This window comes from Microbacterium oryzae, assembly GCF_030406385.1.
GTDB classification, from domain to species: domain Bacteria; phylum Actinomycetota; class Actinomycetes; order Actinomycetales; family Microbacteriaceae; genus Microbacterium; species Microbacterium oryzae_A.
Genome location: NZ_JAUEPM010000001.1, coordinates 595,819 through 609,859 on the forward strand (window position 1 = coordinate 595,819; position 14,041 = coordinate 609,859).

A 14,041-nucleotide genomic window follows, 5' to 3' on the forward strand; every position below is an offset into this window, starting at 1 on the left:
GACGAGTCTATGCGGAGCGCGCGTCGCTGCTCCTGCCGCGCCGCGCTCGCCGAGCGACCAGCGGCAGGCGGTGCGTGCGCTCCTCGCCCAGCGGAATGACCTCGGCCTGCCGCTGCGGACGCTCCGCCTCCACGCGCGCCGCCAGCCGACGCAGCGCCTGGGCGAGCGGCGAGCGCGGTGCGACCTCGCCGATCGGCCGCGCCGCCAGCAGCGCCGCATCGGCCGCGCGCGGGTCGAACGGCAGGAACACGACCTCGTCCATCCCGGCGAAGCGCTCGAGGGTGCGGCGCACCTGACCACGGGCGTCGATCCCGAGCGGGCCGGCGCGCAGGCGGTTGGCGACCACGACCACGGGCGTCGCGCCGACGACCGAGCGCAGCTCGGCGCAGCCGCGCAGCAGTCGCGCGATCCCGACCGGGTCGGCGCCGGCGACCGCGACGACGAGGTCGGCCTCGCGCAGCGCGGCGAGCGTCGCGGCGTTCCGGCGCGGTCCCTCGAGGTCGCTCACGATCTCCTCGTCCGATTCGAGGGATGCGGCGACGTCGACGACCGTGACGTCGGCCCAGCCGCGGCACACCTCGAGCGCTGCGGCCACGCGGCGCTCGGAGAGCTCGGGCCAGCGCGCCGCCCGGTTGAGGCCGGGGAGCACGTCGACGATGCCGTCTGCGCCCCCGACGGGCATGCTCAGCCGGGTGAGCTCCGCGGCGTCGAGCGCGCCGCGCTCGGCCTGTCGACAGGCGGCGGCGAACCCCGGCCCCTCGTCGGCGAGCCCCAGCGCGATCGCGGCCGACGGAGCATGCGTGTCGGCGTCGACCAGCGCCACGTGCCCGCGCAGGCGCGCGGTCTCGACGGCGAGCTCGATCGCGACGGTCGTGCGCCCCGGCGCGCCGTGCGCACCCCAGACGACCACCACGCGGCCGCGGTCGGCGGGAGCGCGCACCGCGCCGACGGTCGTGCTGCGCACCGCCTCGGCCACCCGCCATCCCTCGGCCGCGACCGGGATCGGGTCGGCGAGGCCGAACGACCGGGCCAGGCGCACCTCGGCCGCCCGCTCCCCGAGCGGCACGATGCGCACGCCGTTGCGGTCGCAGGCGGCCACGACGCCGACGGTGAGGGCCGACCGCGACGCGGGAAGAACGAGCGCATCGGCCGCCGCCAGGCTCTCCCACACCTCCGAGGCCGGATCCGCAAGGGACCGGGCGACGGCCTCCGCGGCGACCGTGGCGACGACCTCGATCCCCTCGTCCTCCAGCGACTCGGCGAGCGCGAAGGCGCGCGACTCGTCGAGCGCGACGACGACCCTCATGATCCCTCTCCCGCCTGCGGCACGGCGGAGAGGGCGCCACCGGAGGCGACAGCGGCGAGCACGTCGGCCACGCTCGCCTCGTCGATCACGAGCTCGATCGACGTCGCGCCGGCGCCCATCATCGCGTCCTCACGCAGCACGGCGGCGACGGTGGCATCGGCCACGAGGATCCGCGGCTCGTCGAAGACCCCCGGTTCGACCAGCGGCGCCTCCCACAGCTCGACCGGCGTGCCGGCGTCCACTGCGCGCGGCACGTCGACGGCGCTGCGCACCACCACCGTCGTGACGGCCGCCTCGGCCGCGGAGGCGACGGCCGATGCCGGCACCAGCTCCCCCGCCCGGATGGTGCGGGTCGCGACGTACCCCTCGCTCAGCTCGTGCGGGGCGAGGTACGCGGTCTCGGCCCCGCCCAGCGTGACCTCCACCACCGCGAGGTCTCCTGCGCTGACCGCCTGCCCCGGCACGATCGTGGCGCCCGCCGCCAGCACCGGCACCGTCTGCCGCGCGGCCGACACGACCCACCAGACGCCGGCCACGGACGCGAGGATGAGGGCGATGCCGATGAAGAAGCGCGCGTCGCCCCAGAACACGCGACGACGGCGTGCGGGGGCGAGGGTCGCGATGTCGCCGGCGGTCGTGGTCATGAGGACATGCTGACGCAATCACGGGATCGAGCGAGAAAGTTCTCCACAGCCCGGCGCGCTCCGCCGCGCCCGGAGCGTCCCCGCCCATAATGGGGGCCATGCCCGACACGTCCGAGACGCGCTACCTCGCGCCCGCTCAGGTCGCCGAGCTCCTGGGCGTCGAGACCGACGAGGTCATCGAGCTCATCCACGCCGGCCGGCTGCGCGGCGCCCGAGTCGGCTCTCCCGCCCGCTGGCGGGTCGAACACGAGAGCGTCGGCGAGTACCTCGAGGATCAGCACGAGGAGACGCGCCGGATCGCCCTGTGGCGGCAGTCGAACGAGGCCAGCTTCCCCGAGCTGTGGGGTCCCCGCACCTCCTGACCCTCAGGGGGTGACCACCCCGGTCGTCGCCGAGACCCGCACCCACGCCACCGCGGAGAACGGCAGGATGCGGAACCCCGACACCGCGGCGGACCGCCGCGGGGAATCCGTGTCGTGCAGCGCGAGGTCGAGGTGGTCGGCGCCCACGCGATCGATCGTGCCGGTGAGTGCGCGACCCGCCGCCGCCCCGAGGGTCACGCCCGCACGGCGACGCGCCAGGTCGCGGAGCGCGAAGCCGAATGTCACCCGCTCCGCGAGACGGCTCTCCGACGTCGGTTCCCGCGCGCTGCGCAGCAGCTCCCCGTGGGGGGCGCCCACCGCCCGGATGGCTGTGAGGGGCACCAGGACGATGCTCGGCTCCGCGAGGGCGGATGGCGCGCGTGCGGGTCGCGCCGCGATCCAGTCCGCCCCCACCGACGTCACGGCCGCCTCGAGCAGCGACCCGTCGACGAGATCGATGGCCAGCGTCGCCTCCGCGGCCTGCGCGAAGCCGACCATGCGGGTCCGCAGGTGCAGACGCGATACGCGCAGGCGCTCGGCCTCGGAGTCGAGCGCCGCCCGCTCGGCCTCCCACTCGGCCGCGAGCTGGTCCTCCAGGTCCTCGAAGAAGCGATCCCAGCGCATCTGCGTGAGCGTAGGCGAACCGCGGAAGCTGCGCCATCCGCTCTCCACAGGCATGTATGCGGAGTTCCCGCGGGACACCGTCGGCTGGTTCACTCGGGGTCCCTTCGACCTCCCCCACGGAAAGGGGCCGCCATGCCAGCGCATGCCGCGGCTGCGAGCTCCCGCAGACGCCCTCACCGCACCGACCACGACATGGAGGAGCTGTTCGCGCCGCAGCGCACCTCATCCGCCGACCTCCCCGATCCCGCGCCTCTCGTCGTCGCCCTCACCCGGGGCATCCTCGAGGTGCTCGCGGGCACGCGGGAGGCAGATCAGCTCGCACGGTGGCTCGCCGAGGAGACCTACCTCAAGCTCGTCACCCGCGCGAATCTCTCCCGTCGCGCGCGCAGCGCTCGGCGGGTCGCGGTGCAGCGCCCTGTGTTCACGGTGCGCACGATGCGGCAGATGTCGCCGGCCGACGGGGTCGTCGAGGTGACCGTCATCGTGACGATGCCCGACCGCACGCGCGCCATCGCCATGCGCCTCGAGGGGCTGGACCGCCGATGGCGCGCCACCGACATCCGCATCCTGTGATCAGCGCTGCCGGTACGACGACAGGAAGTTGCCCAGCCGCTCGATCGCCTCGGCGAGCACGCGCGCCTCGGGCAGCGTGACGACCCGCAGATGGTCGGGCGTGGGCCAATTGAACCCCGTCCCCTCCACCAGCAGGATGTGCTCGGAGACGAGCAGGTCGTACACGAGCTGCTTGTCGTCGCGGATCTCGTGCACCTCCGGATCCAGGCGCGGGAAGGCGTAGAGCGCCCCGGTCGGGCGCACGCACGAGACCCCGGGGATGGCCGACAGCTGCTCCCACGCGACGTCGCGCTGCTCGTGCAGGCGGCCCGACGGCGCGATGAGCGCGTCGATGGACTGCACGCCGGTGAGCGCGGCGAGCACGGCGTGCTGCGCGGGGACGTTCGCGCACAGCCGGGTCGACGCCAGCAGCTGGATCCCCTCGAGGAATCCCTTCGCGTGCTTCTTGGGGCCCGTGATGACCATCCACCCGGAGCGGTACCCGGCGACGCGGTACGTCTTCGAGAGCCCGTTGAAGGTGAGGACGAGGAGGTCGGGGGCGACCGTCGCGGTCGGCACGTGGACGGCGTCGTCGAACAGGATGCGGTCGTAGATCTCGTCGGAGAGGATGAGGAGCGAGTTCTCCCGCGCGATCTGCGCGATGCCCTCGATGAGCTCACGGCCGTAGACCGCGCCCGTGGGGTTGTTGGGGTTGATGATGACGATCGCCTTGGTCTTCGGCGTGACCTTCGACCGGATGTCCTCCAGGTCGGGCTGCCAGCCGTTCTCCTCGTCGCAGAGATAGTGCACGGGCGTGCCGCCGGAGAGGCTCGTCATCGCCGTCCACAGCGGGTAGTCCGGCGCGGGGATCAGCACCTCGTCGCCCTCGTCCAGGAGGGCCTGCATGGTCATGGTGATGAGCTCGGAGACGCCGTTGCCGAGGTACACGTCGTCCGGGTCGACGCGCGGGAAGCCGGGCGTCTCCTCGTAGCGGCTGACGATCGCGCGGCGTGCGGGCAGGATGCCGCGGCTGTCGCTGTATCCGTGCGCGTAGGGCACGGCCTCGATCATGTCGCGCACGATCTGGTAGGGAGCCTCGAAGCCGAAGATCGCGGGGTTGCCGGTGTTGAGCTTCAGAACCGAGTGCCCGTCGGCCTCCAGCCGCGTCGCCTCTGCCAGTGCTGCCCCGCGGATCTCGTACAGGACGTTCTGGAGCTTCGCGGACTGGCCGAGCGGGCGGAGGGAGTTCATCGCAACAGGATATGCCCGAGCGCGCCGGCTCCCCGTCCGGGAGGCCGACGCGCTCGTGGTCGTGCGGCTGCTACTTCTTCTTCGCGGCCCGGCGCTGCTCGCGGTTCATCGGCGCGGCATCCACCGGCTCCCGGTCGTCGCCGTCTGCCTGGCCCGCGCGCTCCGCCGGCGTCTTCTGCACCTGTCCGCGCTCGTTGCGCACCTCGACGTCGCCGTCCTCGCTGGGCGCGGAGTACTCCAGCCGCTGCTCGGCCGGCACCTCGCCGAGGCCCTTGGCCTCCACCTGGGGCTCAGCCTGCTCGGCGCCTTCGGCCTTGCGCACCTCGACCTCGAGGTTGAAGAGGTAGCCGACGGCCTCCTCCTTGATCTGGCCCATCATTGCCTGGAACATCGAGTAGCCCTCTCGCTGGTACTCGATGAGCGGATCGCGCTGCGCCATGGCGCGCAGGCCGATGCCGTCCTTCAGGTAGTCCATCTCGTAGAGGTGGTCGCGCCAGCGACGGTCGAGCACCTGCAGCACCACGCGGCGCTCGAGCTCGCGCACGGCCTTCTCGCCCAGCTGCTCCTCGCGCTGCGCATAGGCGATCTTCGCGTCGCTCAGCAGCTCGCGCTTGAGCCCATCGGCGGTGATGCCGCCCTTTCGCGCTGCCGCCTCGGCCACGACCTCGTCGATCGTGACACCGACCGGGTAGAGCGTCTTCAGCTCCGTCCAGAGCGCGTCGAAGTCCCAGCTCTCGTTGTGGCCGCCCGAGGTGTGGTCGTCGACGATCGCGGTGATGGCGTCCTCGATGAAGTGCTCGACGCGGTCCTTGATGTCGTCGCCGTGCAGGATGGTGCGACGGTCGGCGTAGATCGCCTCGCGCTGGCGGTTGAGGACGTCGTCGTACTTCAGGACGTTCTTGCGCGCCTCGGCGTTCCGCGACTCGACGGCGGCCTGCGCGTTCTTGATGAGACGGGAGACGAGCTTCGACTCGATCGCGACATCGTCCGGGAAGTCCGTGCGCGACAGCAGCGCGTCGGCGGGACCCGACTGGAAGCGCCGCATGAGGTCGTCGGTGAGGCTGAGGTAGAAGCGGCTCTCGCCGGGGTCGCCCTGACGGCCCGCGCGTCCGCGGAGCTGGTTGTCGATGCGGCGCGATTCGTGCCGCTCGGTGCCGAGGACGTAGAGGCCGCCCGCGTCGCGCACCTTCGCCGCCTGCTCTTCGACCCGGGCCTTGACCGCGTCGAACACCGCAGGCCACTCCGCCTCGTACTCGTCCGGCGTCTCCTCCGGCGAGAGGCCCTTCGCCTTCATCTCCTGCACGGCGATGAACTCCGCGTTGCCGCCGAGCATGATGTCGGTGCCTCGACCGGCCATGTTCGTGGCGACGGTGACGGCGCCGAGCTCGCCGGCTCGCGCGACGACCTCCGCCTCGCGGGCGTGGTTCTTCGCGTTGAGGACCTCGTGCTTGATGCCCTTCTTCGACAGCAGGCGCGACAGGTACTCGCTCTTCTCCACGCTCACCGTGCCGACCAGAACCGGCTGCCCGTTGGCGTGCCGCTCGGCGATGTCCTCGACGACCTGAGCGAACTTGCCCTGCTCGTTCTTGTAGACGAGGTCCGTCTCGTCCTTGCGGATCATCGGCCGGTTGGTCGGGATGGGGATGACACCGAGGTCATAGGTCGACATGAACTCGGCGGCCTCTGTCTCGGCGGTGCCGGTCATGCCTGCCAGCTTGCCGTAGAGGCGGAAGTAGTTCTGCAGCGTGACCGTGGCGAGGGTCTGGTTCTCCGCCTTGACGGGCACGCCCTCCTTCGCCTCGATCGCCTGGTGCATGCCCTCGTTGTACCGGCGTCCGACGAGGATGCGGCCGGTGTGCTCGTCGACGATCATGACCTCGTCGTTCATGACGACGTAGTCCGTGTCGCGCTTGAACAGGGCGTTGGCCTTGATCGAGTTGTTGAGGAACGAGATGAGCGGCGTGTTCGCGGATTCGTAGAGGTTGTCGATGCCGAGGTAGTCCTCGACCTTCTCGATGCCGCCCTCGAGCACGCCGACCGTGCGCTTCTTGATGTCGACCTCGTAGTCGACGCCCTCCTCCAGGGTGCGCGCGATCTTCGCGAACTCGGCGAACCAGCGGTTCGCCTCCCCGGAGGACGGGCCGGAGATGATGAGCGGCGTGCGGGCCTCGTCGATGAGGATGGAGTCGACCTCGTCGACGACGGCGAAGAAGTGGCCCCGCTGCACGAGGTCCTCCTTGCGCCAGGCCATGTTGTCTCGCAGGTAGTCGAACCCGAACTCGTTGTTCGTGCCATACGTGATGTCGGCCGCGTACTGCTCGCGGCGCACGGCCGGGGTCTGACCGGAGACGATGATGCCGGTGGTCATGCCGAGCGCACGGAACACGCGGCCCATCAGCTCGGCCTGGTACGACGCGAGGTAGTCGTTGACCGTGACCACGTGGACGCCCTTGCCCGCGATCGCGTTCAGGTACGAGGGGAACGTCGCCACGAGGGTCTTGCCCTCGCCCGTGCGCATCTCGGCGATGTTGCCGAGGTGGAGGGCGGTCCCGCCCATCAGCTGCACGTCGTACGCGCGCATGCCGAGCGTCCGCTTGGCGGCCTCGCGCACGGCGGCGAACGCCTCGGGAAGCAGCTGATCGAGCGTCTCGCCCTTCTCGTGCCGCGCGCGCAGCTCCGCGGTCTCGCTGCGCAGCTCCTCGTCGGTCAGCTTCGCGTAGTCCTCTTCGAGGGCGTTGACGGCCGTGACCGCCCGCTGCAGCTGCCGTCGGACGCGTCCTTCACCGGCACGGAGCAGCTTCTCGAACGGATTTGCCACGTAACACTCCTCGATCGTGTACCGCATCCCGGATGGATGGGCGAGTCGCCGTCGGACGGCGACGGGCATACCTGCCCATGTTATCCGCCGGTGACAATGCCCGGCCAGCGCACTCTCAGCCGGACGCGCGCGGGCGCGTCCACACCGACACCGCTTCGCGGTCTCCCCTTCTCCGGCCGCAGGGGCGCCGGAGCACATCGCCCGGCGTTACACTCTGCACAGGAGTCGCCCACCCGATGACGCAGTCCCTCCGGACAGACCGTCGGTCGGCGAAGCCGCTTCTTCCGTTCCGACGGCTTCGCCGTACGCAGATCCGAGGTGATTGATGACGCTTCTGGGCACCCCCTCCGGTGGCTCCACCGACTCCGCTGGCCCCGACGGCCACGGCGTCCCGACCCGCATCCACGACGGGATCCCGCATCTCGTCGAGGACGCGACACCGGATGAGGCCCAGACGGCCGACCTTCTCACCCTCGCCGGCATCCTCGAGAGCGCCGGCCTCCAGCCGATCCTCGTGCGTCGCACCAGCGGCCGTCCCGCCCTCGCGGTCGACGCGACCGAGAAGCCGCGCGCCCTCGCGGCGCTCGCAGCCGACCCCGACCCGTGGGCGGCGTCGCGGAAGACCCGCGGTGTGGCCGTGCCGCTCGCGTCGGGAGTCGACAGCGCCTTCCGGAAGGACGTCGCGGTGCTGTTCCGGCCGCGCGTCGTGCGCTCCGGCACCCTCAGCTACGGCGCCGAGCACGGCGTGCGCGTGGAGTTCTGGCGGTGGGAGGACGGCTTCGTGCACGCGCCGCGACCGAATGCCCTCACTCGGCACCGGATGGCCGTCGACGACCTCGTCACCGCGACCGTCGAGCGCCACGGGCGCACGTGGCGCACCTTCGAGGGCATGTTCGACGCGGGGCCGCAGGACATCGACTTCGAGATCGACATGGTCTTCTCGTGGGTGGACGGCTCCTCCAACGAGTTCCAGCGCGAACGCGCGAAGCGCATGAACGCGTATGTCGTCGGCGAGGGCGACGCGCACGCCGCGCGCTACCGTCAGCTCGACGAGCTGCGGTACGCGCTGCGGAGCGTGCACATGTTCGCGCCCTGGGTGCGCCGCATCTTCATCGCCACCGACAGCCCCGCCCCCCAGTGGCTGGCCGAGCATCCGCGCGTGAAGGTGGTGCGCAGCGAGGAGTTCTTCGCCGACCCCGCCGTGCTGCCGACGCACAACTCGCACGCCGTCGAGGCTCAGCTGCACCGCATCCCGGGCATCGCCGACCACTTCCTCTACTCCAACGACGACATGTTCTTCGGCCGCCCGGTCTCCCCCGGCATGTTCTTCACGCCCGGCGGCGTGACGAAGTTCGTCGAGAGCGGCGTGCGCATCGGCGTCGGGCCGGCACGGCCCAGCCGCTCGGGGCACGACAACGCCGCGCGCGTCAATCGGGACCTGCTGCGCGAGCGCTTCGGCCGCGTCATCCTGCGCGACCTCCAGCACTGCGCGACCCCCCACAGCCGCGACGTGATGTTCGAGCTGGAGCGCGAGTTCCCCGAGGAGTTCGCGCGGACGGCGGCTGCCCGGTTCCGCAGCGCGAGCGACATCTCGGTCACGAACTCGCTCTACCACTACTACGCCGCCTTCACGGGGCGCGCCCTGGCGACGACCGAGCCGCGCACCGCGTACATCCAGACCACCCAGCGCGACGCGCCGGCGCGGATGGGCCGGCTCCTCGCGGGGCGCGACGTCGACATGTTCTGCCTCAACGACGGCAGCGAGCCGCAGATCCCCGAGGACCTGCGCGAGCAGGTCGTGCGCGAGACGCTGGACGCCTACTTCCCGGTGGCGGCTCCCTGGGAGCGCGACTGACGGATCACGACGCGAGCCTCCGCCAGCCGACGGGCCGTCTCCTCCGCTGAGACGGCCTCGAGCGCCGGCGCGTCGGAGAACGGCACGACGGAGTGCACGATCGTCTCCTCGTGCACGTGCACGAGGCTGTACGCCTGCGCGCCCTCGCGCGGGCGCATGCCCCCGTCGACCACGCGCGGGTCCTGCGTGTAGCAGGATGACGACGCGACCGAGACGGGGATCCCGGCGAACGTCGCGGACGTGGACAGGTGCAGGTGACCGGCGAGGATCGCCCGCACGTCCGTTCCGCGCAGCACGTCGGCGAGCGCGCGCTGGTCGCGCAGCTCGACGATGGTCGCGAGGTCGAAGACGCAGGGGATGGGCGGATGGTGCATCGCGAGGATGGTCCCGCGCGGCGCGGGGATGGACAGCTCCAGCGACAGCCACTCGCGCTGGGCGGCCGAGACCTCGCCGTGGTGCGCTCCGGGGACTGCGGTGTCGAGCGCGATCAGCCGCAGGCCGTCGAGATCGTGCACGGCGTCCACCGGCCCCTCCCCCTGCTCCCCCAGCAGCTCGCGGCGGAACGGCGAGCGCTCGTCGTGGTTGCCCATCACCCAGATGACGCGCGCGCCCATCCGCTGTGCAGCGGGCTCCACCTCCTCGCGCAGCCGCGCGTAGACCTGCGGCTCGCCCCGGTCCGCGAGGTCTCCCGTGAACACCAGCGCGTCGGGGCGCGCGCCGGAGCTCTCCAGCTCCGCGAGGATGCGACGGAGGTGGCGGGCGGCGTCCAGACCGTAGCTCCCGCCATCCGAGCGCAGATGCAGATCGCTCGCGTGCACGAGCAGATGGCTCGACCGCGCGTACTCGGACTTCCTCGGCGTCATCGGCGTTCCGACCATGGTCGCGATGGTACCGACGCGCGCGGCCAGGAGGGGTCGCGCCTCAGCGATCCACACCGGTCGACCCGGCTATCCCGACCCGATGGTGCCGAAGACGCCGTCTCAGTGCCCCGTCCGCCGCGGGATCCGCGCGGCCGGATCGCCCCGCCTGCCGCCCGCGGGCCCGAGGTGTCGGTACGCTCGGCACGACAGACGCGGCGATCCGGCGCCGCGACGAGGGAGGTGCGGATGTCGGTGCGTCACGGTCTGCTCGCGATCCTCGACCAGGGTCCGTGCTACGGCTATCAGCTGCGCACTGAGTACGCCCGCCGCACGGGAGGCATCCGCCGGCTGAACGTCGGCCAGATCTACAACACCCTGGAGCGCCTCGAGCGCGACGGGCTCGTCGTGCGCGGGGCTGCGGACGAGCGCGGGCACGTCTACTGGGAGATCACGCAGGCCGGGCGCGCGGAGATGCGCGGGTGGCTCCTGACGCCCACCGATCCGTCCGAGCGCGACGTGCTCGCCGTGAAGCTGGCCCTGGCCGCCACGCTGCCCGGGCTCGACGCCGCCGCCGTCGTGCGCGTGGAGCGGGATGCCGTCGCGTCGCGGCTGGCGGCGCTGCGGGAGGCCACGTTCCCCGGGGAGGACGGCCGCGAGGAGATCGCCTGGTCCCTCATCGCCGACGCCGAGCGCTTCGCCGCGGAGGCCGATGCCCGCTGGCTCGCGCACGCCGAGCAGCGCCTCGCCGCGCACCCCGAGGAGACGCTCGCGATCGAGCTCTCCTCCGACCATCCCAAACGGGGGCGTCCCGCCCGCGCGGCCGCCGCGGGCTGAGACCGACCGGACGGCATGCCGTGCGCCTAGGATCGGAGGCATGGCAGGTTTGTGGGGACGACGCCGGCGGGAAGAGCGCGAGCAGCAGGAGGCGGCGGACGCGGATCTCGCCCGACGCGCGCGCACGGCGCTGGTGACCGCGGACGAGCGCATGAGGGCGACCGGAGACGAGCTCGCCTTCGCCGCCGCCGAGCTCGGCGAGGGTCCGACGGATGACCTGCGCGTGGGGCTCGCCGCCGTCAAGGAGCACATGGCCGAGGCGTTCCACCTCCACCAGCTGAACCACGACGAGATCCCCGACACGGCGGAGGAGCTGCGCACGCGCAACGCGCGCATCATCCAGCTCTGCGACTGGGCGGAGGACGTGCTGGACGAGCGCACCGACGCCCTGCAGGCGCGCATCGCCCGCGTGCGCCAGGCGCCGCAGATCCTCGAGCAGGTGCGCGCCGAGTCCGAGCGCCTCCGCGAGCGGCTGCCGCAGGCTCGCGCCACGGTCGAGCGGCTCGCGCGGCTGTACAGCGCGGAGGCGCTCCAGCGCGTGCGGGTGACGGCCGATCAGGCCGAGCAGCTGCTGGACTTCGCCCTGCACTCCGCGGATGTCTCCAGCCGCCGCCGCGAGGCACGGCGCAACGAGGAGGCGAACCTCGCGCTCGAGACCGCGACCGAAGCGGTCCGGCGTGCTGCATCCATCCTCGACGGCGTCGACGACTTCGAGATCGAGGCGATGCGCGCGCAGTCGACGCTGGCGGAGGTCGTCGCCGACTCGCGCGGCGATCTCGTCGTCGCGCGGCAGGGGCCGCAGAATCCGGAGGTCGCCCGCGCGATCGCCGACCTCGAGGCGGCCCTCGCCGCGCTCCCCGGCCCCGGGACGCCGTCCGATCCGTTCGCGGATCTCGCCTCGCTCTCTGCGGCCAACGCCGCGCTCGACGAGGCCGTCGCCAAGGCGCGCGAGCGCGCCGCCCACCCGGTGCCCTCGGTCGCCCATGTGCGCCACGACATGGACGCGGCCGACCACGCGATCGCCGTGGCCGGCAGCCTCATCAACGGGCACCGCGGGTGGATCGGCGCCGACGCGCGGACCCGGTACGCGGAGGCGCAGCGGGTGCGGCTCGACGCGGAGCCCCTCGTGGCCTCGGAGGACACGCGCGAGCGGGCGCAGCAGCTCGCGCGCCGCGCGGCGCAGCTCGCGCAGGAGGCGCTGCAGCTCGCGCAGCGCGACATCGACTCCTCCCGCCCCGACGACGACGACTGGGGATCGTGGGGCGGCGGTCCGCGCGGCCGGACGGTCTCGATGGGCGGCGGCTTCGGCGGCGGCGGTCTTCTCGGTCCGGTTCTCGGCGGCGTGCTCCTCGGCGGCCTCGTCGGCGACATCTTCGAGTGAGCGCGGCCCCCGTGGCAGACGGATGGCCCGGATCCTGAGGATCCGGGCCATCCGTCTGCCGGCGCATCAGGACGCCATGGCGTCCTCGACGGGCGGAGCCTGCGTGGTGAGCGCGATCACGCCGTAGTCCCAGCCGCGGCGCCGGTAGACGACGCTCGGGTGGTCGGTGCGCGCGTTGATGAAGAGGAAGAAGTCGTGCCCGACCAGCTCCATCCGGTCCACGGCCTCCTCGACGGTCATCCACTCCGGGTCGAACGTCTTGCTCCGGATGACCACCGGCGAGTAGACGTCCTCCTCCTCATCCTCCGTGACGACGGGGATGGTGCCGGTCGCGACCGCCTGGAGGGTCTCGACGGCGGCGGGCTCGACATCCAGGCCCTCGAGCGCGCCGGTCTCCTTCGCGAAGCGCGCGTTGCGCGGGTGCATGCGCCCGCTGACCTTCTTGTCCTTCGCGCGACGCAGCTGCTCGGCGAGCCGCTCGAGCGCGATGTCGAGCGCGGCGAACTTGTCCGTGTCGTGGGCCTCGGCCCGGACGATGGGGCCGTTGCAGAACATCGTCAGCTCGACGCTGTCCTCTTCGATCCGCCCCCCGCGGTGCGCTTCATGCGTGACCTTCACCTCGAGACGCTGAGCACGGGGCGCGAACGTGGCTATCCGCTCGATCTTCTCCTCCACCACGGTGCGGAATCGATCCGAGACGCTGACCCCCACGCCGACGATGTTCGTGTCCATCTCTGCCTCCCTATCCGGTCCGACCGGTGCGAGCGGCGGACCCTCGGTCGCCTTGGTGTCCCCCACCGTAGCCGCGCCCGCGCCGAGTGTCACGAACTATCTCCCGGCGATTCGGGTGGGGACGTTCGCGCAGGGAGAACCCGCGGCGTGGCGGCCAGGGTGACCGCGCCGACCACCTGCGCGCCGGCGGCAGTGAGCGCGCGGCGCGCCTCGCGCAGGGTCGCGCCGGTCGTCACGACGTCGTCGACGACGATCACCGCGCGCCCCGCCGGGTCTCCTCGGACCGTCAGGGCGCCTCGCAGATTGCGGTCGCGGTCGGCGACTCCGAGCGCGCGCTGGTCGTCCGTCGCCCGCTGCCATCGCAGCGCTCCGAGGGGTGCGACACCGGCGTGGTGCAGCAGCAGCTCGATCGGGCGGTAGCCGCGGCGTCGGGAGCCGGCCGCCGACGGCGGGATCGGCACCGCGTCGAGGAGCAGACCGTGCGCCAGGGCGCACTCCACGAGCACCGCGCGCATCGCCGGTGCGAAGGCGCGGGCGAGGTCGGTGCGGCCGCGCTGCTTGTAGGCGCGCAGCGCCGCCGCCACGGGGCCCTCGAACGTCAGCGCGCTGACGACCTCGACCCCGTCGTCCAGCCGCCGTCGGCGGAGATCCGGGCGCAGGGCGAGGCGGCAGCCGCCGCACAGCGCCTCCCCGGGCCGGCCGCATGCCGCGCAGGCGACGGGAAGGAGCAGCGCCGCCGCCTCGCGGAGCGCGGCGCTCACCGCGGGTGCTGTCATGCCGACCACTCTGGTGCGCCCGGGACCGCGGACCCGGCCTGTGGGG

13 protein-coding genes are annotated in these 14,041 nt (G+C 72.4%); 5 read left to right on the forward strand and 8 right to left on the reverse strand.

Going from position 1 to position 14,041, the window contains the following annotated elements; translation table 11 throughout:
• Nucleotides 1-7 precede the first annotated feature (7 nt).
• Together QWJ90_RS02955 and QWJ90_RS02960 are read right to left on the reverse strand one after the other, a co-directional pair.
• The gene (locus QWJ90_RS02955; protein ID WP_290106095.1) at nt 8-1,306 is read right to left on the reverse strand and encodes an AAA family ATPase; all 1,299 of its coding nucleotides are present in this window, start codon (nt 1,304-1,306) and stop codon (nt 8-10) included.
• On the reverse strand, nt 1,303-1,950 hold the full coding sequence (locus tag QWJ90_RS02960; protein WP_290106096.1) for an SAF domain-containing protein: 648 nt from the start codon (nt 1,948-1,950) through the stop codon (nt 1,303-1,305). The genes QWJ90_RS02955 and QWJ90_RS02960 overlap by 4 nt, the downstream gene beginning before the upstream one ends.
• A gap of 98 nt (nt 1,951-2,048) precedes the next feature.
• Between QWJ90_RS02960 and QWJ90_RS02965 the strand changes: the two genes are divergently transcribed.
• Entirely contained in the window at nt 2,049-2,312 is a 264-nt protein-coding gene (locus QWJ90_RS02965; protein ID WP_290106097.1) for a helix-turn-helix domain-containing protein, read from the forward strand.
• 3 nt (nt 2,313-2,315) lie between these two features.
• Here the strand turns inward: QWJ90_RS02965 and QWJ90_RS02970 are convergent, their stop codons facing one another.
• Nucleotides 2,316-2,936 carry a hypothetical protein gene (locus QWJ90_RS02970; RefSeq protein ID WP_290106098.1) on the reverse strand — a complete coding sequence of 207 codons (621 nt, stop codon included), beginning with the start codon at nt 2,934-2,936 and terminating at the stop codon, nt 2,316-2,318.
• 132 nt (nt 2,937-3,068) lie between these two features.
• Here QWJ90_RS02970 and QWJ90_RS02975 point away from each other — a divergent pair, with 132 nt between their 5' ends.
• Complete coding sequence (locus tag QWJ90_RS02975; protein ID WP_290106099.1) at nt 3,069-3,509, forward strand: Rv3235 family protein; 441 nt, start codon at nt 3,069-3,071, stop codon at nt 3,507-3,509.
• On the opposite strand, the gene QWJ90_RS02980 is transcribed toward QWJ90_RS02975, so the two are convergent.
• Nucleotides 3,510-4,739 carry a pyridoxal phosphate-dependent aminotransferase gene (locus tag QWJ90_RS02980; RefSeq protein WP_290106100.1) on the reverse strand — a complete coding sequence of 410 codons (1,230 nt, stop codon included), beginning with the start codon at nt 4,737-4,739 and terminating at the stop codon, nt 3,510-3,512. It lies immediately after the preceding gene.
• A gap of 70 nt (nt 4,740-4,809) precedes the next feature.
• Nucleotides 4,810-7,557, reverse strand: a complete 2,748-nt coding sequence (gene secA / locus QWJ90_RS02985) for a preprotein translocase subunit SecA (protein WP_290106102.1) — start codon at nt 7,555-7,557, stop codon at nt 4,810-4,812.
• Nucleotides 7,558-7,882: 325 nt separating this feature from the next.
• Between secA and QWJ90_RS02990 the strand changes: the two genes are divergently transcribed.
• On the forward strand, nt 7,883-9,412 hold the full coding sequence (locus tag QWJ90_RS02990; protein ID WP_290106104.1) for a stealth family protein: 1,530 nt from the start codon (nt 7,883-7,885) through the stop codon (nt 9,410-9,412).
• On the opposite strand, the gene QWJ90_RS02995 is transcribed toward QWJ90_RS02990, so the two are convergent.
• Entirely contained in the window at nt 9,376-10,290 is a 915-nt protein-coding gene (locus tag QWJ90_RS02995) for a phosphodiesterase (RefSeq protein ID WP_290106105.1), read from the reverse strand. The genes QWJ90_RS02990 and QWJ90_RS02995 overlap by 37 nt on opposite strands.
• A gap of 228 nt (nt 10,291-10,518) precedes the next feature.
• On the opposite strand from QWJ90_RS02995, the gene QWJ90_RS03000 reads away from it, so the two are divergent.
• Both QWJ90_RS03000 and QWJ90_RS03005 read left to right on the forward strand, forming a co-directional pair.
• Nucleotides 10,519-11,106, forward strand: a complete 588-nt coding sequence (locus QWJ90_RS03000) for a PadR family transcriptional regulator (RefSeq protein ID WP_290106106.1) — start codon at nt 10,519-10,521, stop codon at nt 11,104-11,106.
• A gap of 40 nt (nt 11,107-11,146) precedes the next feature.
• Nucleotides 11,147-12,487 (forward strand): hypothetical protein, encoded by a 1,341-nt coding sequence (locus tag QWJ90_RS03005; protein WP_290106107.1) that lies wholly within the window; start codon nt 11,147-11,149, stop codon nt 12,485-12,487.
• Nucleotides 12,488-12,553: 66 nt separating this feature from the next.
• Here QWJ90_RS03005 and hpf read toward each other — a convergent pair whose 3' ends face one another.
• The gene (gene hpf / locus QWJ90_RS03010; RefSeq protein WP_290106108.1) at nt 12,554-13,219 is read right to left on the reverse strand and encodes a ribosome hibernation-promoting factor, HPF/YfiA family; all 666 of its coding nucleotides are present in this window, start codon (nt 13,217-13,219) and stop codon (nt 12,554-12,556) included.
• An 89-nt stretch (nt 13,220-13,308) separates the two neighbouring features.
• On the reverse strand, nt 13,309-13,995 hold the full coding sequence (locus tag QWJ90_RS03015; protein ID WP_290106109.1) for a ComF family protein: 687 nt from the start codon (nt 13,993-13,995) through the stop codon (nt 13,309-13,311).
• Nucleotides 13,996-14,041: the final 46 nt, after the last annotated feature.